This window comes from Enterobacter sp. MGH 33, assembly GCF_000534535.1.
Taxonomy (GTDB): Bacteria; Pseudomonadota; Gammaproteobacteria; order Enterobacterales; family Enterobacteriaceae; genus Enterobacter; species Enterobacter hormaechei_C.
In genome coordinates this window covers 241035-261879 of the sequence record NZ_KI973212.1, presented here as the reverse complement: position 1 = coordinate 261879, position 20845 = coordinate 241035, and the positions used below count along the sequence as shown (strand labels likewise).

The following is a 20845-nucleotide window of genomic DNA, read 5'->3' as shown; positions in this document are numbered from 1 at the left end:
GGGTAAAACATCCGAAGGGATTAGCCTACTCGTTTAACGTCGCCGACCAGCAGGATGTAGGAGAGCGCCCCGATCAGCGCCACGGCAGAGATATACACCAGAGCCGGACCAAAGCCGTAGTCCTGCGCCAGGTAACCGATGACCAGCGGTACGGTGATCCCGCCCAGGCCGCCAACGAAGTTAAACACGCCACCAGTCAGGCCGATCAGACGCATCGGCGCCAGGGACGACACCAGCGACCAGGTGATGGAGGCAAAACCGTTTCCGAAGAACGCTACCGCCATCAGGGTCATGATCCACACCGGATCGTTGGTGTAGTTCGCTCCCATGATGCAGGTAGAGATCAGCAGTCCGCAGATAATCGGCGTTTTACGCGCAACGCCCAGCGAGAAGCCTTTTTTCACCAGCTTATCCGCCAGCCAGCCCGAGAGCAGGACGCCGAAAAACGCCGCAAGGAAGGGTACGGTGGTCATAAAGCCTGCCTTCAGCGCGGTAATACCTTTTTCCTGGGTCAGATAGTTCGGGAACCAGGTGAGGAAGAACCACAGCGTGGAGGTCACCGCGAACTGTCCCAGATACACGCCCACCAGCTTACGGTGGAAGACCAGCTTCCAGTCCGCTCTGGTCAGCGGCTGGCGCGCCTCTTTTTTCACGGGCGCATCGCCATCCACCAGGCCACCGCCGTCGCGGATGTAGTCCAGTTCGGCTTTGGTGATGCTTTTGGTCAGGCGCGGCGGCTGATAAACCTTAAACCAGATGAGCGACCAGATAATGCCGATCCCGCCGGTGACGATAAACACCCAGTGCCAGCTCAGCAGCTCCTGGATCCAGATTAACAGCGGCGTCAGAAACGCCAGACCAACAAACTGCCCGGAGGTGTAAAAACCAACAGCGGAAGCGCGTTCGTGTTCAGGGAACCAGCTGGTCACCATGCGGTTGTTGGTCGGAAACGCCGGCGCTTCAAACACCCCGGTGATGGCGCGCAGGCCAATCAGCGACATCAGCCCGGTCGCGAAGCCCTGGAACAGGGTCGCCACGGACCAGCCCAAAATAGCGATAAAGTAGGTCAGACGTGAACCCACGCGGTCAAGGAACCAGCCACCGGGGATCTGACAGAGCGTATACAGCCAGGCAAACGCCGAGAAGACGTAGCCCATTTCCGCTTTGGTGATGCCAAACTCTTCCTGAATATGAGCCGATGCCACGGCAAGGTTGGCGCGGTCGACATAACAGATGACCACGGTAATAAAGATCATGATCAGCGTCAGGTAACGACGACGCCCGGTTTTTGCAGCAGTAACTGGAATATCCATCGCAATCTGTCTCCAGATTTTGGGCATAGCGAAGCCGCTCACCATGCCCTGTAATTTACAGAGGGTTATATTTTTTCTATGTACGTTTTTTTTGCCCGGTGGCGCTTCGCTTACCGGGCCTACGAGAGAATAGGCCGGATAAGCGTAGCGCCATCCGGCGATTTACCACTCGGCTACGGAACCGTCTTCATGACGCCACAGTGGGTTACGCCAGTCCGGCGCACTTTTACTCAGCTCAATGACTTTAGCTTCGTCGATCTCCACGCCAAGGCCCGGCTTCGTTAACGGTTTAAAGAAACCACCTTCCATGCTGAAGTCTTCTTTGTTTTTCACAAAGTCGAGCAGCTCCGCGCCCTTGTTATAGTGAATGCCCATGCTTTGTTCCTGGAACACCGCATTGCGGGAGACGAAGTCGACGTGCAGGCAGGCCGCCAGCGCAATCGGCCCAAGCGGACAGTGCGGCGCCAGCGCCACATCGTAGGCTTCTGCCATTCCGGCAATTTTGTAGCATTCGGTGATGCCGCCCGCGTGGGAGAGGTCCGGTTGCAGGATCGCAATGCCGCCCGCTTCCAGCACGCGTTTAAACTCGAAGCGCGAGAACATGCGTTCCCCCGCCGCGATGGGAATGTGCGTCTGTTCAGCCAGTTTCGGATAGTATTCCGCCTGCTCGGCCAGCACCGGCTCTTCGATAAACAGCGGGCGATACGGCTCCAGCTCTTTAATCAGCACTTTGGCCATTGGCGCGCTGACGCGGCCGTGGAAATCCAGACCAAACTCAATCTCGTTACCGAAGGCTTCACGGATTTGCGCCACGGTATTCACCGCCCGGTCTACCGCGCGCGAGTTGTCGATAACGCCCATTTCTTCGCAGCCGTTGAGTTTGAAGGTGTCAAAACCGATGTTGCGCAGTTGCCGGATACCGTCGATCACTTCCGCAGGGCGGTCACCGCCCACCCAGCTGTAGGCTTTGATTTTGTCGCGCACCAGGCCGCCCATTAATTGCCAGACCGGGGCATTGAGCACTTTTCCTTTGATATCCCACAGCGCCTGATCAATACCGGCGATGGCGCTCATCAGAATCGGCCCCCCGCGGTAGAAGCCCGCGCGGTACATCACCTGCCACAGGTCGTTGATGCGTGCCGGATCCTGGCCAATCAGGTATTCGCCCAGCTCGTGCACCGCGGCTTCAACGGTGCGCGCACGGCCTTCAATCACCGGCTCGCCCCAGCCAACCACGCCTTCGTCGGTTTCGATTTTCAGGAACATCCAACGCGGGGGTAAACGGTACGTGGTGAGTTTGGTTATTTTCATTGCACTGCCTCTCGATACGCTTTCACAAATGCTGCCGCCTGCTGTGCGGTACGCTCAACGGGCTGACCGGCACGATAGAGATCGCTGCCCAGCCCCGCGCCCACACAGCCCGCGCTCATCCACTGGCCCAGGTTTTCCGGCGTGACGCCGCCCACGGCAAAGACCGGCACGCTGGCGGGTAAGACCGCTTTCAGCGCTTTGATGTAATCCGGACCAAAGGCCGACGACGGGAAAATTTTGAGAGACTGTGCGCCCGCATCGAGGGCGGCAAAGGCTTCTGTGGCCGTGGCGCAACCCGGGCAGACGGTCATGCCGTAATCCACCGCCCGGCGGATCACCTCGGGGTTGATATTTGGTGTGACGATAAGCTTGCAGCCCATCTTCGCCAGTTCATCCACCTGCTCCGGCTGTAATACGGTGCCAGCGCCAATCAGCGCCTTATCACCAAACGCCTTCACAATTGCCGGAATGCTTTTTTCCCACTCCGGGGAGTTGAGCGGGATTTCCACCGCGTCGAACCCGGCGTCGATCACCGCGCCAACGTGCGCTAAGGCCTCACCGGGCGTGATACCGCGCAAAATCGCGATCAGGGGAAGTTCAGTTTGCCACTGCATGAGCGATGCTCCTTATGCCTGCCTGAAATGCCGTGTCGCCTTCCACCGCAGCAACATCCCGTCCGATAGCGTGGAACGCCTGGCGGTAACGAGACGTCAGCGATGAACCCGCGACGAGCGTGATGGCCTGCTGCCCGGCGAACGCGTCGCTCAGAGTGGCGACTTCTGCGCCAATCAGCAGGCCGGACAGAAATTCGCTGACCTGTTCGCGCGGAAGATTTCCCAGCACGTGCGAGGCGCGAACCTCAAAAAGTTGCGGCAAAACGGCAGGGGATGCGATCCCGCGCTCAAGCCCGGCGGCAAACGCTTCCGGCGAAGGGGTCTGCTCCGGCAAACCGGCCCCCACCAGCGAATGCTTAAGCAGCAAGTGGTGCAGTTCGCCGGTCATCACGGTGCGGAAATCATGAATTTGCTCAGCATCCGCCTGGACCCATTTGCAGTGCGTCCCGGGCATGACGTAGACAGAAGAAGGAGAAAGGGTGCGCGCCCCGAGCAGCTGCGTCTCTTCGCCGCGCATCACATTATGGTTATCGTCGCGAGAGACGCATAAACCGGGAATAATCCAGACATTGTCGCCAACGGACGTTAACTGCTCGCCAACGGCGGTGAAATGCACCGGAACTGACAGGTAAGGCGCGACCTTCCACCCCACGTTACTGCCGACCATTCCGGCCATCACCACTGGCGTAGTACCGTCGCGCCAGTTTTGTGTCACTTCTGCTAACACCGCTGCGGGGGATTTACCGTTCAGGCGCGTCACACCTGCTTCTGATTGCCTGCTTTCCAGGCACTGCTCACCCTGGTAGAGCCAGGCGCGCAGATTGGTCGATCCCCAGTCAATTGCGATGTAGCGTGATGTCATGTGATTTCCTTCAGCCTTCGTGTCGAGCTGGCGATCATGGTCAGCGCCGCCTGCTCTGCCGCATCGCCGTCCTGATGCCGTATCGCATCGAACAGCGCTTTATGTTCCTGAAGCGTTTTCGGCATGTTGGCCTCATCGCCCATCCAGGTACGTTCAAATACTGCTCGCTGTAGCGAGCTGATCGCCACGCTAAGCTGCTGTAAAACCGGGTTATGCACCGACTGCAATACCGCTTCGTGGTAACGAATGTCCGCTTCGTTGAACGCCTCCCGATTCTGGTTATTGGCGATCATGTCGTTTAAAGCCGACTCAATCTGTGCCAGGTCACCTGACGTTGCGCGCTCTGCCGCCCAGCGGGCGATGGCCGGTTCCACCAGATTTCGGACTTCGCTCATCGCGCCGATGAGCCGTGGGTCGTAGTCGTTTTCCAGCACCCATTGCAGAACATCGGTATCGAGGTAGTTCCACTGGTTACGCGGCGCCACAAACGCGCCGCGATAGCGCTTCATTTCAATCAGCCGCTTCGCCATCAGCGAGCGGAACACTTCCCGAATGATGTTGCGCGAGGTTTCAAACTCCTCGCACAGTTCCGCCTCTGCTGGCAGCGGCGAACCGGGAACGTATTTGCCACCCACAATCTGAGTGCCCAGCGTGATGACAATGCGATCGGTTTTATTGAGTGTCATGGAGAGTCCTTGTGCTCTGTAAGTCCATCACTACTTTACCGCGACCGCTGAATTTCGCCTCACTTTTGCAGTACAAACGTGAGGCCTTTCGTCTTTGCTGTGGTGACAATGTAGTACAATCAGTTAATGTTGTACTACAATCCAGATCACAAAAAGAACAATTTGATAAATTCAGGGCCAAAAAAAGCCCCGGTTAATAACCGGGGCTAATCTTTCAAAGCACTTGTTACGACAGAACAAATTTCTCGATCGCCCAGGCAACGCCGTCTTCCAGGTTAGATTTAGTCACGAAGTTCGCCACTTCTTTTACCGACGGGATGGCGTTATCCATCGCCACGCCCATGCCCGCATATTCGATCATCGCAATATCGTTTTCCTGGTCGCCCAGCGCCATGATCTCCTCAGGCTTGATGCCCAGCGCATCGGCAAGCGATTTGACGCCCGTGCCTTTATTGACGCGTTTATCAAGGATTTCGAGGAAGTACGGCGCACTTTTCAGCACGGTGTATTTCTCTTTTACCTCAGCCGGAATGCGTGAGATGGCTTTGTCGAGAACCGCAGGTTCATCAATCATCATCACTTTCAGGAACTGGGTTGCCGGGTCCATGTTTTCCGCTTCGCAGAACACCAGTGGAATGGTTGCAACGTAGGACTCGTGCACCGTGTAGTAGCTGATATCGCGGTTGGCGGTGTAAAGCGTATTGCGATCGAGCGCGTGGAAGTGAGAGCCCACGTCGCGGGAGAGTTTTTCCAGGAAACGGTAGTCATCATAGCTCAGTGCAGTTTGCGCCACCGTGCTGCCATCGGCTGCCTTTTGCACCAGCGCGCCGTTATAGGTGATGCAGTAATCGCCAGGCTGGTTCATGTGCAGCTCTTTCAGGTAACTGTGCACCCCGGCATACGGGCGTCCGGTGGTGAGCACCACGTTCACGCCTTTTTCGCGTGCGGCGGCGATCGCATTTTTAACGGCAGGAGAGATAGTGTGGTCTGGCAGCAGCAGCGTGCCGTCCATATCGATTGCAATGAGTTTGATAGCCATGAGGTCCCCGGGATAAATGAGTGCTACCTCATGCTAACGCGATTAAGCACACAAAAATAGAGCTACCTTGCGCAACAAAAAGCCCCTTTTACGTTTATCCCGGGAACGGGAACTCACTCGCGGGTGAGAACGATTTTGCCAAACGCACCGCGATCCAGATGTTCAAGCGCCTGTTCCAGCTCGTCAAAGCGGTAGCGATGCTCAATCACCGGTTTTAGCTCCGTGACATCAACAGCACGGACAAAATCTTCCAGCGCCCGGCGGTGTCCAACCCCAATCCCCTGAATGACGGGAGATTTCAGCAACAGCTCGCTTGCAGGCAGAGAAATTTCTGTTCCGGCCAGCACGCCAATGACCGATATCCGCCCATGAACGGCAACGGCGCGCAGGGAATGTCTCAGGTTCTCCCCACCCACCGTTTCGATAATATGGTCGATGCCGCGATCCTGCGTCAGTGCCAGCGTATTTTCAGCCCAGTCGCCTTTCAGTCGGTTGATGCCCTGGCTGGCCCCCAGCTTTTTGGCCCGCGCCAGTTTTTCATCACTCCCCGACGTAACAATAACTTCTGCGCCGTGCGCTTTTGCTATCTGCAAAGCGAATAGCGCCACACCGCCCGTCCCTTGTACCAGCACCGATTGCCCGGCGCGTAAATGACCGCGCTCCACCAGCGCGAACCATGCGGTAAGCCCCGCGCAAGGAAGCGTGCTGGCCTCAGCGTCATCCAGGCTTTCCGGGGACGCCACCAGCGCGTTTTCACTCACAATCACATATTCGGCCAGCATGCCCTGGAAGTATCCACCGGACGTTTTATAGGGCAAATCGCGCGCGTCTGCCTGCGGCTTGCCGTCGATCCATTCCGGGAAGAAGGTTGAGATGACGCGTGCGCCGGGCTTGAAACGCGTAACGCCTTCGCCGATGCTGTCCACCACGCCTGCCATGTCAGATGCTGGGGTAAACGGGAAGGAAAGCGGAATCGGCATCGTGCCTTCAATCACCATTTTATCCCGGTAGTTGAGCGCAACGGCTTTAACCCTTACGCGAACCTCCCCCGGGCCTGGCTGTGGAACAGGCTCCTGAACGAGCCTGAGGCTTTCACGACCAAGGGCATCCATTGACCAGCGTTGCATTGTTTCAGTCATTTTTTTCTCCTGTCATCAGATGATTTTCAGTTCTGACAGTCTACCGTTGACTCAGCGTCGCCAGTGGCGATAAGTTTTCCCTTCATTGATGACCAAATTGACACAATCCGTCCATGACCGATACGCTGAAAGATATTCCCGTTTTCGTTGCCTCCGTTGAGGCAGGAAGTTTTGCCCAGGCCGCCGTCCGTCTGCATTTGTCGCGCTCGGCGGTAGGAAAAAGCATTGCTCGTCTTGAAGAGAGGCTGGGGGTTCGTCTGTTTCATCGGACCACCCGCAGTCAGAGGCTGACCGATAACGGCGCGCTTTTTTATGAACGCTGCCTGCGCGCGCTGGAGGAGATCCGTGGCGCTGAATCGCAGCTTGAAACCGGAAAACATCAGGTCAGCGGTCGGCTGCGTGTTGCCGTGCCGGTGCTGTTTGGTCGCCAGTGTATCGCCCCGCTGCTAATAGAGCTGGCGCAGGAGCATCCCGGGCTTGAGCTTGAAATGTCCTTCAGCGACCGCGTCGTGGATCTCGTGGAAGAAGGGTTTGATATGGCGGTGCGCAATGGCGCTCTGGCTGACAGCAGCGTGCTGGTCGCCAGAAGGCTGGGGGAGCACCGGATGGTGCTGTGCGCCGCGCCGGATTACCTGTTTAAGAATGGCCAGCCGCAAACCGTTGATGATCTACGCCAGCATACGGCCATTAACTACACGCGTGCGGGCAGAGTCCTACCCTGGCAGCTGATGGATTACGATGGCACGTCGCGCACGTTTATTCCCCGCTCATCGCTCAATATGGATGATTTGCAGGCGATCTGCGACGCGGCGCTGGCCGGCCACGGCCTTGCATGGTTACCCTGCTGGATGGTCATTAAAGAAATTCAGCAGGGAGATCTTGTCCCGCTCTTAAAGCAGGCCCCGGATGTACGCTTCGACGTTCATGCCGTCTGGCAGCAGACGCCACACCTGCCGCTAAGGGTAAGAATTGCCATAGATATGCTGGTCAAACGTTTACCAGCAGTGATGTCGCTGGAGTTTCCTGTGGCCATAAAAAAGCCGCGCTGAAGCGCGGCTTTTATCGCAGTATCACGATATTAGATATCGATATTCGCCGCCTTCAGGGCGTTCTCTTCGATGAAGGCGCGACGTGGTTCAACCGCATCGCCCATCAGGGTCGTGAACAGCTGATCCGCTGCGATTGCGTCTTTAACGGTGACGCGCAACATGCGACGGCTTTCCGGATCCATGGTGGTTTCCCACAGCTGATCCGGGTTCATTTCGCCCAGGCCTTTATAACGCTGAATAGAGAGACCACGACGGGACTCTTTTACCAGCCACTCCAGCGCCTGTTCGAAGCTGGCTACCGGCTGACGACGTTCGCCACGTTCGATAAACGCATCGTCTTCGATCAGACCGCGCAGCTTCTCGCCGAGGGTGCAGATACGGCGGTATTCCGGACCGGTCACAAATTCGTGCTCCAGCGGGTAGTCGGTATCGACGCCGTGGGTACGCACGCGGACGATCGGCTCGAACTGCTGCTCAGCGTTCTGCTGAACGTCGAACTTCCACTGGCTGCCATGCTGCTCTTTCTCGTTCAGCTCGCTCACCAGGGTGTTCACCCAGCGGGTGACGGTCTGCTCGTTGCTCAGATCGGCTTCGGTCAGGGTCGGCTGGTAAATCAGCTCTTTCAGCAGCGCTTTCGGATAGCGACGCTCCATACGGCCAATCATTTTCTGCGTGGCGTTGAACTCGGAGACCAGACGCTCCAGCGGCTCACCGGCCAGCGCTGGCGCGCTGGAATTTGCGTGCAGGGTCGCACCATCAAGGGCGATCGCGATTTGGTACTGATCCATCGCGTCGTCATCTTTAATGTACTGTTCCTGCTTGCCTTTCTTCACTTTGTACAGCGGCGGCTGGGCAATGTAAACGTGGCCGCGCTCAACGATTTCCGGCATCTGACGATAGAAGAAGGTCAACAGCAGCGTACGAATGTGCGAGCCGTCGACGTCCGCATCGGTCATGATGATGATGCTGTGATAGCGCAGTTTGTCCGGGTTGTACTCGTCGCGACCAATGCCGCAGCCGAGCGCGGTGATGAGCGTCGCCACTTCCTGAGAAGAGAGCATCTTGTCGAAGCGCGCTTTCTCAACGTTAAGGATTTTACCCTTCAGCGGCAGAATCGCCTGGTTCTTGCGGTTACGGCCCTGCTTCGCAGAACCGCCCGCGGAGTCCCCTTCCACAAGGTACAGTTCAGACAGCGCCGGGTCGCGTTCCTGACAGTCAGCCAGTTTGCCCGGCAGGCCTGCCAGGTCCAGCGCGCCTTTACGACGGGTCATTTCACGCGCTTTACGCGCCGCTTCACGGGCACGCGCCGCATCGATAATTTTACCCACCACGATTTTCGCGTCGGACGGGTTTTCCAGCAGGTATTCGCTCAGCAGTTCGTTCATCTGCTGTTCAACCGCCGATTTCACCTCAGAAGAGACCAGCTTGTCTTTGGTCTGTGAGGAGAACTTCGGATCCGGCACCTTCACGGAGACCACGGCAATCAGGCCTTCACGGGCATCGTCACCGGTGGCGCTGACTTTCGCTTTTTTGCTGTAGCCTTCTTTGTCCATGTAGGCGTTCAGGGTTCGGGTCATCGCCGCGCGGAAGCCCGCCAGGTGCGTACCGCCATCGCGTTGTGGAATGTTGTTGGTGAAGCAGTAGATGTTTTCCTGGAAACCGTCGTTCCACTGCAAGGCCACTTCCACGCCGATACCGTCTTTTTCAGTAGAGAAGTAGAAGATATTCGGGTGAATTGGCGTTTTGTTCTTGTTCAGATACTCAACGAACGCCTTGATACCGCCTTCGTAGTGGAAGTGGTCTTCTTTGTTGTCGCGCTTGTCGCGCAGACGAATCGACACGCCGGAGTTCAGGAACGACAGTTCACGCAGGCGTTTCGCCAGAATGTCGTACTCGAATTCGGTGACGTTGGTGAAGGTTTCGAGGCTCGGCCAGAAACGCACCATGGTACCGGTTTTATCGGTATCACCCGTGACGGCCAGCGGAGCGTCAGGCACGCCGTGCTGATAGATCTGACGGTGAATTTTGCCTTCGCGCTGGATAACCAGCTCCAGCTTCTGCGACAGGGCATTTACTACGGATACGCCTACGCCGTGCAGACCGCCGGAAACTTTATAGGAGTTATCATCGAACTTACCGCCTGCGTGCAGAACGGTCATGATGACTTCCGCAGCAGATACGCCCTCTTCCGGGTGAATACCGGTTGGGATACCACGACCGTCATCGGTAACGGACACGGAGTTGTCCGCATGGATCGTGACCACGATGTCTTTACAGTGACCCGCGAGCGCTTCGTCGATAGCGTTATCTACCACCTCGAATACCATGTGGTGCAGACCGGTGCCGTCATCCGTGTCGCCGATATACATACCCGGGCGCTTACGCACCGCATCCAGCCCTTTCAGGACTTTGATACTGGAGGAGTCATAAGAATTCGACATCAACGTTTCTCGCTCATTTCAACTTGGGTTAATCCGTTATTTTACCCTTTTCCACGGTAAACATCTTCGAATTTTCGTCCGACATGTCTATAACGTGTTCAGCGCTAATGGCGCTGACGAAAACCTGCGACTGCGTGGCTTTTAAGCGGCTGGCAAGCAGCCCGCGCCGCGCGTCGTCAAGTTCCGAGGCAAAATCATCTATCAGGTACAGGCAGCGTCGCCCGCTCTCTCGAGTGAGGAACTCCCCCTGCGCCAGGCGCAGCGCGCACATCAGGAGCTTCAGCTGCCCGCGCGACAGCGTGTCTTCCACCGGCGCACCGTCGGCACGAATGCGGAAATCCGCCTTGTGCGGGCCGTGCGCGGTGTAGGTCAACATGCGATCGCGCTCGAAGCTTCTCTCTAACACCTCGGCATAATCCGTCTCTTTTTCCCAGCCACGCTGAAAAGAGAAGGTGAGAGAGAACTCGGGTAAAAACTGTTTGCAGGTGTCGGCCATGTCTTCGGCGATACCTGCGCTGTATTCGGCACGCCAGCGGCTGATTTGTTCCGCAAGAGGGATGAGTTCCATGTCCCACGGACGCAGCTGAGCGTAGCGCGTGACCTGGCGCAATGCGGCGTTACGCTGTTTAAGCAGACGCTTCAGGTTGCTCCAGGCGTTAAAGAAACCGGCTTCATTGTGAAAGCATCCCCAGTCGAGGAACGCTCTTCTGTATTTGGGGCCGCCGTTGAGTAAAGTAAACCCCTCGGGCGTAATCAGCTGCATCGGCATCAGCAACGCCAGCTCCGCCACTTTGTGGCCATCGGTGCCGTCGATACGCACCTTGCTGTCGCCCTGCTTGTCTTTGGTCAGGCCGATGGCGGTTTCCCGCTCTGCGCCCTGCAAACGCCCGTGCAGAACAAAAGATTCCTGCTCGTGGCGAATCACGCGACCAATCTGCAAACTGCGAAACGCCCGGCCGTGGCCGAGCGTATAGATGGCTTCCAGCACGCTGGTTTTGCCGCTGCCGTTCGCGCCAACCAGGAAGTTAAAGCCAGGGGATAAAGCGAGATCCGCGCTTTCGATATTGCGAAAGTCGCGGATCAACAGACGGGTGAGCGACATTACAGTCTCATTGGCATGACAACATAAGCAGCCGACTGTGATGCGGCATCTTCAATCTGTACGCTCGAAACGGAGTCAGTCAGCAGGATGCGAACGTTCTCGCATTTCAGTGCATTCAGCACATCCAGCACATAGCTGACGTTGAAGCCGATTTCCATCTCAGCCCCGGCGTAGGTGACGTCCAGAATCTCTTCTGCCTCTTCCTGCTCCGGGTTGTTGGCGGTGATTTTGATCTGGTTTTCACTCACGTATAGACGTACGCCGCGGAATTTCTCGTTGGAGAGAATAGCGGCACGCGCGAACGCCTGCTTGAGGATGTCGCAACCCGCCTCCAGCGTTTTATCCGGGTTCTTCGGCAATACGCGGCGATAATCCGGGAAACGACCGTCTACCAGCTTCGATGTGAAGACAAAATCGCCCACGTGGGCACGAATATTGTTGCTGCCAATCTGCACGCGCAGCGGCGTTTCACCGCCGTCGAGCATACGCATCAGTTCAATTACGCCTTTACGCGGTACGATCACCGAATGGTTTGGCAGTGAATCGCCAATCGGCATGGAACAAACCGCCAGACGGTGACCGTCGGTCGCCACGGTACGCAGCTCTTCACCTTCGGTTTCGAACAGCATGCCGTTTAAGTAGTAACGAACGTCCTGATGCGCCATGGAGAACTGCGTGGCTTCAATCAGACGCTTCATCGTCGCCTGCGGCAGGGTAAATTCAACTTCGCTCTGCCAGTCATCCAGGTTCGGGAAGTCCGCAGCGGGCAGCGTGGAGAGGGAGAAACGGCTGCGGCCAGAGCGCACCAGCATGCGGTCGCCCTCCAGCTGCACGGCGATTTCAGCGCCTTCCGGCAGCCCACGGCAAATATCAAAGAATTTACGTGCCGGAACCGTGGTCGCGCCCGCGTCGTGCGGCTGAGTCAGCGTAACGCGCGCGATCATTTCCATTTCCAGATCTGTGCCGGTCAGCGACAGCGTACCGTCCGCGACCTGAAGCAGCAGGTTTCCAAGAATAGGCAGCGTAGGGCGGCCGCCTAATGGGCCACTCACCTGTTGCAGCGGTTTTAATAAATGTTCACGTTCAACGGTAAATTTCATAGCGTCACGATGATAATGTTCTGATTAAATTGGAAAAATCTTCTTTTATGTCGTGGCTTTCTTCGCGTAACTGCTCAATCTTACGACAAGCGTGCAGCACGGTCGTATGGTCACGGCCACCAAACGCATCCCCGATTTCCGGCAGACTGTGGTTGGTTAACTCCTTTGCCAGCGCCATCGCCATCTGACGCGGACGCGCCACCGAGCGGGAACGACGTTTAGACAGTAAATCTGCCACTTTGATCTTGTAGTACTCAGCCACCGTCTTCTGAATATTGTCGATAGTGACCAGTTTTTCCTGCAAAGCCAATAAATCGCGCAGCGCTTCACGCACAAAATCGATGGTGATCGCCCGACCGGTGAAGTTGGCGTTGGCGATAACGCGGTTCAGCGCCCCTTCCAGCTCACGCACGTTGGAACGCAGGCGCTTGGCAATGAAGAACGCCACTTCACCCGGCAGGCGAATGTCGTTCTCGTCGGCTTTTTTCATCAGGATCGCGACGCGGGTTTCCAGCTCCGGCGGCTCGATCGCCACGGTCAGGCCCCAGCCGAAGCGGGATTTGAGACGATCTTCAACGCCGTTGATCTCTTTTGGATAACGATCCGAGGTCAGAATGATCTGCTGATTGCCTTCCAGCAAGGCGTTAAAGGTATGGAAAAACTCTTCCTGCGATCGTTCTTTATTGGCAAAGAACTGAATGTCATCGATCAGCAGCGCATCAACGGAACGGTAGTAGCGTTTAAACTCTTCGATCGCATTGTTTTGCAGGGCTTTTACCATGTCCTGAACGAAGCGTTCGGAGTGCATATACACCACTTTGGCATTGGGCTTACGCGCCATAATGCCGTTGCCCACCGCATGCAGCAGGTGCGTTTTACCGAGACCCGTGCCGCCATACAGGAACAGCGGGTTGTAAGCGCCACCGGGGTTATCGGCAACCTGACGAGCCGCCGCGCGTGCCAGCTGGTTCGACTTACCTTCAACGAAGTTATCGAACGTGTGTTTCACGTTAACGTTAGAGCGGTAGGTAGGCTCAGCGGGGGCCGGAACGTTATCCCAGCCCTGACGAACCGGTGCAACGCGAGGCGCTGGAGCGGGCGCCGCCTGTGCAGGGGCTGCCACATTGACAACTTCACGAACGGTTTGGGTGACCGGCTTTGTGCCCACTTCAAAACGCAGCTGTGGGGCATCTGACCCGCAGAAATCGTTCAGCAGTCCATTGATGTTATTAAGGTATTTATCCCTTACCCAATCGAGCACGAAACGGTTTGGCGCATACAAAGCCAGCGTGTTATCGCTCAGTTCCGCCTGCAACGGGCGGATCCACATACTGAATTCTGTGGCTGGTAACTCATCCTGCAATCGGGCAAGACACTGCTGCCAAAGCGAAAGTGACACGGCGGACTCCACTCGAACAATAAAAGAAAACTATTGAATATTCATGATTGTTGGCGCACATCGACATGACCCCATCAGGGTGATGTGCGAACCGCTATCTGCGGTTATACACGCTATCGTTGATACAGCCTGAACGATGTTGTGTTTATGCCCGACCAGGATCGCTGGATCCCGATCGGGACCGCGGATCATAGCCTAAACTGAGCCAGAGATCTTCTGTTTCTCACAGATTCTTCCCGATTTATCCACAGGAAGATCCGGAATCGGGTAAGTGTAAACGATCCTGACGCGAGTGCCTCGCGATTTAGGCCGCATATTGGAAAATTTAATGAGCACAGACAATTTTTGGCTTAAATGATCTAACGAAGATCCGGGACGATCCTTGCGCTTTATCGTTGAGCCCGTATAATCCTCGACCCGGCGCGTGATGCTCATCTTCCTGCGTCGTCCGCTGCTCATTTTCCACGCGAAAACGTGCGGAAATACACAGGGATTTAAGGAAAGAGAATTGACTCCGGAGTGTACAATTATTACAATCCGGCCTCTTTAATCACCCACGGCTTCGGCGTCCGTCATTCGAAACTCGGTCGGGCATCCGCAAAAGTCATGAATTTTTTCAAGTTTAGGTAGAAATCGCCATGAAACGCACTTTTCAACCGTCTGTACTGAAGCGCAACCGTTCTCACGGCTTCCGTGCTCGTATGGCTACTAAAAATGGTCGTCAGGTTCTGGCACGTCGTCGTGCTAAAGGCCGCGCTCGTCTGACCGTTTCCAAGTAATAAAGCTAACCCCTGAGTGGTTAAGCTCGCATTTCCCAGGGAGTTACGTTTGTTAACTCCCACTCATTTCACTTTCGTCTTCCAGCAGCCATTACGGGCTGGCACGCCGCAAATCACCATCCTCGGCCGCCAAAATTCGCTGGGGCATCCCCGCATCGGTCTCACAGTCGCCAAGAAAAACGTTAAGCGTGCGCATGAACGCAACCGGATTAAACGTCTGACGCGTGAAAGCTTCCGTTTACGTCAGCACGAACTGCCTTCAATGGATTTCGTGGTGGTGGCTAAAAAAGGGGTTGCCGACCTCGATAACCGTGCTCTCTCGGAAGCGTTGGAAAAATTATGGCGCCGCCACTGTCGCCTGGCTCGCGGGTCCTGATAGCCCTCATTCGGGTCTATCAACGCCTGATTAGTCCGCTACTCGGGCCACACTGCCGTTTCACGCCAACATGCTCAAGCTACGGAATTGAGGCATTGCGCAGGTTTGGAGTGATAAAAGGCAGTTGGTTGACGGTGAAACGCGTATTAAAATGCCACCCTTTACACCCAGGTGGAGACGACCCCGTCCCTCCAGGACCTTTTGATACCAGAGAACACTAACGATGGATTCGCAACGCAATCTTCTTATCATCGCTTTGTTGTTCGTGTCTTTCATGATCTGGCAGGCATGGGAGCAGGATAAAAATCCTCAACCCCAGCAGCAGACCACGCAGACCACGACCACCGCAGCGGGTAGCGCCGCCGACCAGGGCGTACCGGCCAGTGGCCAGGGGAAACAGATTACGGTTAAGACCGATGTGCTTGAGCTGACTATCAACACCCGTGGTGGTGATGTTGAGCAGGCGCTGCTGTTGACCTACCCGAAAGAGCTGAAGTCTACCGAACCGTTCCAGTTACTGGAAACCACGCCTGAATTTATCTACCAGGCGCAGAGCGGCCTGACCGGTCGTGATGGCCCGGATAACCCGGCTAACGGTGCGCGTCCACTGTATAACGTCGAGAATGACACGTTTGTGCTGGCTGATGGTCAGAACGAACTGGTTATCCCGATGACCTACACCGACGCGGCAGGCAACACCTTCACCAAAACCTTCACCCTGAAACGCGGTGAGTATGCGGTGAACGTGGGCTACAGCGTACAGAACGCCGGTGCGAAACCACTGGAAATCTCTACCTTTGGTCAGTTGAAGCAGTCCATCAATCTGCCGTCTCACCGTGACACCGGAAGCAGCAACTTTGCGCTGCATACCTTCCGTGGCGCGGCTTACTCCACGCCAGATACCAAGTACGAGAAATACAAATTCGACACCATTGCCGATAACGAAAACCTGAACGTCAGCTCTAAAGGCGGTTGGGTCGCAATGCTGCAACAGTATTTCGCGACGGCGTGGGTACCGAATAACGACGGTACGAACAACTTCTACACCGCGAACCTCGGCAACGGTATTGCAGCCATCGGCTACAAATCTCAGCCGGTTCTGGTGCAGCCGGGTCAAACCGGTAAACTGGCAAGCACCCTGTGGGTCGGCCCGGAAATCCAGGACAAAATGGCTGCCGTTGCGCCGCACCTGGATCTGACCGTCGATTACGGTTGGTTGTGGTTCATCTCTCAGCCGCTGTTTAAGCTGCTGAAGTTCATCCACAGCTTCCTGGGTAACTGGGGCTTCTCCATCATCGTTATCACCTTTATCGTTCGTGGCATCATGTACCCGCTGACTAAAGCGCAGTACACCTCCATGGCGAAGATGCGTATGCTACAGCCGAAGATTCAGGCTATGCGTGAGCGTCTGGGCGATGACAAACAGCGTCAGAGCCAGGAGATGATGGCCCTGTATAAAGCAGAGAAAGTGAACCCACTGGGTGGTTGCTTCCCGCTGCTGATTCAGATGCCAATCTTCCTTGCGCTGTACTACATGCTGATGGGTTCCGTTGAGCTGCGCCACGCGCCGTTCGCTCTGTGGATCCATGACCTGTCCGCACAGGACCCGTACTACATCCTGCCGATCCTGATGGGCGTGACGATGTTCTTCATTCAGAAGATGTCTCCGACCACCGTGACCGACCCGATGCAGCAGAAGATCATGACCTTTATGCCGGTCATCTTCACCGTGTTCTTCCTGTGGTTCCCGTCAGGTCTGGTGCTGTACTATATCGTCAGCAACCTGGTGACCATCATCCAGCAGCAGCTGATTTACCGTGGTCTGGAAAAACGTGGCCTGCATAGCCGCGAAAAGAAAAAGTCCTGATTCGGTAACTTAACGCTAAAATAAGGGCGGTCGATTGACCGCCTTTTTTATTTGTATTGAACGAGAGCAACCATGAGCCATAACGACACTATCGTCGCCCAGGCAACCCCACCGGGACGCGGTGGTGTAGGCATTCTGCGCATCTCCGGCCTGAAGGCGCGTGAGGTGGCCGAAGCGGTGCTGGGTAAACTGCCAAAGCCGCGCTACGCTGATTATCTGCCGTTTAAGGATGCCGACGGCACACCGCTGGACCAGGGCATCGCGCTGTGGTTCCCCGGCCCAAACTCCTTCACCGGCGAAGACGTGCTGGAGCTTCAGGGTCACGGCGGCCCGGTGATCCTCGACCTGCTGTTAAAACGTATTCTGACCCTGCCTGGCCTGCGCATTGCAAAGCCGGGTGAGTTCTCCGAGCGTGCTTTCCTCAACGATAAGCTCGACCTGGCGCAGGCCGAGGCGATTGCCGACCTGATCGACGCCAGTTCCGAACAGGCAGCCCGCTCCGCGCTGAACTCGTTGCAGGGGGCATTTTCCGCACGCGTGAATCACCTTGTGGAAGCACTTACTCACCTGCGAATCTATGTCGAAGCGGCTATCGACTTCCCGGACGAGGAGATCGACTTCCTCTCAGACGGTAAAATTGAAGCTCAGCTCAACCAGGTGATGAACGATCTCGATGCCGTTCGCGCCGAAGCGCGCCAGGGCAGCCTGCTGCGTGAAGGAATGAAGGTGGTGATTGCTGGTCGCCCCAATGCCGGAAAATCGAGCCTGCTGAACGCCCTGGCGGGCCGTGAAGCGGCGATCGTGACCGACATAGCCGGCACCACCCGCGATGTCCTGCGCGAGCATATCCATATCGACGGCATGCCGCTGCACATCATCGACACCGCTGGCCTGCGCGATGCGAGCGATGAAGTCGAGCGTATCGGTATCGAACGCGCCTGGCAGGAGATCGAGCAGGCCGACCGCGTGCTGTTTATGGTGGACGGCACCACAACCGACGCCGTTGATCCGGCTGAAATCTGGCCAGACTTTATCGCCCGTCTCCCGGCTAAACTGCCGATCACCGTGGTGCGCAACAAGGCCGACGTTACCGGCGAAACGCTGGGCATCAGCGATGTGAATGGTCACTCACTTATTCGCCTGTCGGCCCGTACCGGTGAAGGCGTGGAAGCCCTGCGTAGCCATCTCAAACAGAGCATGGGCTTCGACACCAGTATGGAGGGCGGCTTCCTGGCACGTCGTCGTCACTTGCAGGCGCTGGAAGAGGCGGCTCGCCACCTTGAGCAGGGTAAAGCCCAGCTGATCGGCGCGTGGGCCGGTGAACTGCTGGCGGAAGAGCTGCGTCTGGCGCAGCAGAACCTGAGCGAGATCACCGGGGAGTTTACGTCGGACGATCTGCTGGGACGGATTTTCTCGAGCTTCTGCATTGGTAAGTAATTCCCGTTAATACAGGGTGATTTCCTCCAGGGAAATCACCATTGTCCAAATGGCAACTCGCTTAATCCCTCCACGCCCCCTATCCTGCTTGCCTGCATCTATGGGGGATTTATGGCTCGTTTTCTGTTCTGTAGTTTTGCGCTGGTTCTGCTGTATCCGTCCGGCATTGATATGTATCTGGTGGGGCTACCGCATATTGCCCGCGATCTGGGCGCCAGCGAGGCGCAGCTGCACATCGCGTTTTCGGCCTACCTCGCGGGAATGGCGTCGTCGATGGTATTTGCCGGGAAAATCGCGGATAAAGCAGGCCGTCAGCCCGTCGCCATTACGGGTGCAGTTATCTTTGCGCTGGCATCAGTACTGTCTTCAGTAGCTCAGGAAAGCACAATGTTCCTGTCAGGCCGTTTTATCCAGGGCATTGGCGCGGGTGGCTGTTACGTGGTGGCGTTTGCTATTCTTCGCGATACCTTAAGCGCCCAGCGCCGCGCTAAAGTGCTGTCGATGCTGAACGGCATTACCTGCATCATCCCGGTGCTGGCACCGGTTGTAGGCTACCTGATTATGCTTAAATTTCCGTGGCAGAGTCTTTTCTGGACCATGGCCGCAATGGGCGCCATCGTCTTTATCCTGTCCGTGACGGTGCTGAAAGAGACCCATCCCGGTTCGCAACAGCCATATCACACCGCAACCCTCCATCCGGCTGAAAAGCTGATGAATCGCTTTTTCCTGAGTCGGCTGACAATCACCACGCTTAGCGTGGCGGTGATCCTCACCTATGTAAACGTTTCCCCGGTGTTGCTGATGGAGACGATGGGCTTCGATCGCGGTGAGTATTCGACGGTGATGGCGCTAACCGCGATGGTGAGCATGGCGGTTTCATTCTCCACGCCCTTTGCGCTCAACATCTTCCGCCAGCGCACGCTGATGCTCACCTCACAGACGCTGTTCCTCGCCGCAGGCGTGATCCTGGCGACCGCCACCTCACACGCTGTAATGCTGGTGGGCATTACTCTGATCTGCGCCGGATTCTCCGTCGGCTTTGGTGTGGCAATGAGTCAGGCACTTGGCCCGTTTTCATTGCGGGCAGGCGTGGCAAGCTCGGTGCTGGGCATTGCGCAGGTCTGCGGTTCGTCACTGTGGATTTGGCTGGCGGCGGTGATCGGCCTTAACGCGCTGAATATGCTGATCGGGGTTCTGATTGGCTGTAGCATACTCTGCATTACTTTACTTATGGTCATCCAGCCCGCAGCGCACTATGAAGAAGCCCATCAGCAGTCTCGATCTTAATCTTTTACTTTGCCTGCAACTTTTGTTGCAGGAGCGCAGCGTCACCAAAGCCGCGAAGCGGATGAACGTGACGCCGTCCGCGGTGAGTAAATCCCTGGCGAAGCTGCGCGACTGGTTCGACGATCCGCTGTTTGTGAAAACGCCTTTAGGGCTATTGCCCACACCGCTGACGGTGAGTCTGGAACAGGATTTGGCCGACTGGATGCAGATTGGCAACCAGATCCTCGATAAATTCCACCATAGCTCTCCTGGCGGGCTCAAGTTTGTGCTCGCCGCCGAAACACCGCTGATGCTGATCCGCTTTAATACCCTGCTGGAGCAGGTGAATGAACGCTACCCACAGGCGACGGTGAAGCTGCGCCAATGGGATTACGATTCGCTGGACGCCATTACGCGCGGAGAAGTGGATCTGGGCTTCACCGGGCGTGAAACGCACCCTCGCTCGCGCGAACTGCTAAAGCTGATGCCGTGGTTTATCGACTACGAAATCCTGTTCAGTGACCGTCCGTGCGTGTATTTGCGCGAGGATCATCCCGCGCTCCAGGAAGCGTGGGATCTGGAGACGTTTCTGCGCTACCCGCATATCAGCATCTTCTGGGAACGCAGCGACACCTGGGCGCTCGACGAGGTGCTAAGAGAGATGGGTCGGGAGCGTAACATCGCCATGAGTTTGCCCGGTTTTGAACAGTCGATGTTTATGGCGGCCCAGCCGGATCACAACTACATTGCCACTGCGCCGCACTACTGCCATCACTACAATCAACTCCACCAGCGTAATCTGGTCTGTCTGCCCATTCCCATCGATGAGGCGCAGGCAGAAAAGCTCACCGTCCCCTTCACGCTGATCTGGCATAAACGGAACAGCCATAATCCGAAAATCCTCTGGCTGCGCGAGACGATCAAAGCGCTGTATACCGCACCAGGTCAGGTTTTTGCCTAAGATAATGTAAAGTTCGGTGCTCAGGCTTCTCTTATTTCCATTTACTGATTAAAACAGAAGCTGAGTTAAGCGATAATCATGTAACCGTTTAACCGACTACGACC

The 20845-nt window shown here is 56.3% G+C and carries 19 protein-coding genes; 8 read left to right on the top strand and 11 right to left on the bottom strand.

Annotation, left to right across the window (positions count from 1 at the left end; genetic code table 11):
- Positions 1-20: 20 nt before the first annotated feature.
- The 7 genes from L379_RS22580 to L379_RS22610 all read right to left on the bottom strand — a co-directional run bounded on the left by L379_RS22580 (position 21) and on the right by L379_RS22610 (position 6964).
- Entirely contained in the window at positions 21-1358 is a 1338-nt protein-coding gene (locus L379_RS22580; protein WP_161496779.1) for an MFS transporter, read from the bottom strand.
- A gap of 117 nt (positions 1359-1475) precedes the next feature.
- Complete coding sequence (dgoD, locus tag L379_RS22585) at positions 1476-2624, bottom strand: galactonate dehydratase (RefSeq protein WP_003861103.1); 1149 nt, start codon at positions 2622-2624, stop codon at positions 1476-1478.
- The gene (locus L379_RS22590) at positions 2621-3238 is read right to left on the bottom strand and encodes a 2-dehydro-3-deoxy-6-phosphogalactonate aldolase (RefSeq protein ID WP_023295663.1); all 618 of its coding nucleotides are present in this window, start codon (positions 3236-3238) and stop codon (positions 2621-2623) included. The genes dgoD and L379_RS22590 overlap by 4 nt, the downstream gene beginning before the upstream one ends.
- Positions 3222-4100 (bottom strand): 2-dehydro-3-deoxygalactonokinase, encoded by an 879-nt coding sequence (locus tag L379_RS22595; protein WP_003861107.1) that lies wholly within the window; start codon positions 4098-4100, stop codon positions 3222-3224. Before L379_RS22595 ends, L379_RS22590 begins: the two co-directional genes overlap by 17 nt.
- On the bottom strand, positions 4097-4786 hold the full coding sequence (gene dgoR, locus L379_RS22600) for a D-galactonate utilization transcriptional regulator DgoR (protein WP_003861109.1): 690 nt from the start codon (positions 4784-4786) through the stop codon (positions 4097-4099). The genes L379_RS22595 and dgoR overlap by 4 nt, the downstream gene beginning before the upstream one ends.
- Before the next feature lie 226 nt (positions 4787-5012).
- The gene (gene yidA, locus L379_RS22605; RefSeq protein WP_032652034.1) at positions 5013-5825 is read right to left on the bottom strand and encodes a sugar-phosphatase; all 813 of its coding nucleotides are present in this window, start codon (positions 5823-5825) and stop codon (positions 5013-5015) included.
- A 113-nt stretch (positions 5826-5938) separates the two neighbouring features.
- Entirely contained in the window at positions 5939-6964 is a 1026-nt protein-coding gene (locus tag L379_RS22610) for a zinc-dependent alcohol dehydrogenase family protein (RefSeq protein ID WP_032652032.1), read from the bottom strand.
- Between the two features lie 113 nt (positions 6965-7077).
- On the opposite strand from L379_RS22610, the gene L379_RS22615 reads away from it, so the two are divergent.
- Entirely contained in the window at positions 7078-8013 is a 936-nt protein-coding gene (locus L379_RS22615) for a LysR family transcriptional regulator (protein ID WP_032652030.1), read from the top strand.
- Between the two features lie 29 nt (positions 8014-8042).
- Here the strand turns inward: L379_RS22615 and gyrB are convergent, their stop codons facing one another.
- The 4 genes from gyrB to dnaA are packed head-to-tail and all read right to left on the bottom strand — an operon-like array spanning position 8043 to position 14055.
- Entirely contained in the window at positions 8043-10454 is a 2412-nt protein-coding gene (gene gyrB / locus L379_RS22620) for a DNA topoisomerase (ATP-hydrolyzing) subunit B (protein ID WP_006808766.1), read from the bottom strand.
- Positions 10455-10482: 28 nt separating this feature from the next.
- Positions 10483-11556: a DNA replication/repair protein RecF gene (gene recF / locus L379_RS22625; RefSeq protein ID WP_000060091.1), complete on the bottom strand. Its 1074-nt coding sequence runs from the start codon at positions 11554-11556 to the stop codon at positions 10483-10485.
- Complete coding sequence (gene dnaN / locus L379_RS22630) at positions 11556-12656, bottom strand: DNA polymerase III subunit beta (RefSeq protein ID WP_015570134.1); 1101 nt, start codon at positions 12654-12656, stop codon at positions 11556-11558. The genes recF and dnaN overlap by 1 nt, the downstream gene beginning before the upstream one ends.
- Before the next feature lie 4 nt (positions 12657-12660).
- Positions 12661-14055 carry a chromosomal replication initiator protein DnaA gene (dnaA, locus tag L379_RS22635; RefSeq protein ID WP_017383700.1) on the bottom strand — a complete coding sequence of 465 codons (1395 nt, stop codon included), beginning with the start codon at positions 14053-14055 and terminating at the stop codon, positions 12661-12663.
- A 638-nt stretch (positions 14056-14693) separates the two neighbouring features.
- Between dnaA and rpmH the strand changes: the two genes are divergently transcribed.
- The 7 genes from rpmH to yidZ all read left to right on the top strand — a co-directional run bounded on the left by rpmH (position 14694) and on the right by yidZ (position 20741).
- A complete protein-coding gene (gene rpmH / locus L379_RS0123760; RefSeq protein WP_000831330.1) occupies positions 14694-14834 on the top strand; it encodes a 50S ribosomal protein L34 in 141 nt (46 codons plus the stop codon).
- A 16-nt stretch (positions 14835-14850) separates the two neighbouring features.
- Positions 14851-15210 carry a ribonuclease P protein component gene (rnpA, locus tag L379_RS22640; RefSeq protein WP_006808764.1) on the top strand — a complete coding sequence of 120 codons (360 nt, stop codon included), beginning with the start codon at positions 14851-14853 and terminating at the stop codon, positions 15208-15210.
- Positions 15174-15431: a membrane protein insertion efficiency factor YidD gene (yidD, locus tag L379_RS24690; protein ID WP_001307474.1), complete on the top strand. Its 258-nt coding sequence runs from the start codon at positions 15174-15176 to the stop codon at positions 15429-15431. The genes rnpA and yidD overlap by 37 nt, the downstream gene beginning before the upstream one ends.
- A 2-nt stretch (positions 15432-15433) precedes the next feature.
- Positions 15434-17077 (top strand): membrane protein insertase YidC, encoded by a 1644-nt coding sequence (yidC, locus tag L379_RS22645; RefSeq protein ID WP_003861138.1) that lies wholly within the window; start codon positions 15434-15436, stop codon positions 17075-17077.
- Between the two features lie 72 nt (positions 17078-17149).
- On the top strand, positions 17150-18514 hold the full coding sequence (gene mnmE / locus L379_RS22650; protein ID WP_015570136.1) for a tRNA uridine-5-carboxymethylaminomethyl(34) synthesis GTPase MnmE: 1365 nt from the start codon (positions 17150-17152) through the stop codon (positions 18512-18514).
- A gap of 111 nt (positions 18515-18625) precedes the next feature.
- A complete protein-coding gene (locus L379_RS22655; protein WP_015570137.1) occupies positions 18626-19801 on the top strand; it encodes an MFS transporter in 1176 nt (391 codons plus the stop codon).
- Positions 19770-20741 carry an HTH-type transcriptional regulator YidZ gene (gene yidZ, locus L379_RS22660; RefSeq protein WP_017383702.1) on the top strand — a complete coding sequence of 324 codons (972 nt, stop codon included), beginning with the start codon at positions 19770-19772 and terminating at the stop codon, positions 20739-20741. The genes L379_RS22655 and yidZ overlap by 32 nt, the downstream gene beginning before the upstream one ends.
- The last annotated feature ends 104 nt before the right edge of the window (positions 20742-20845 follow it).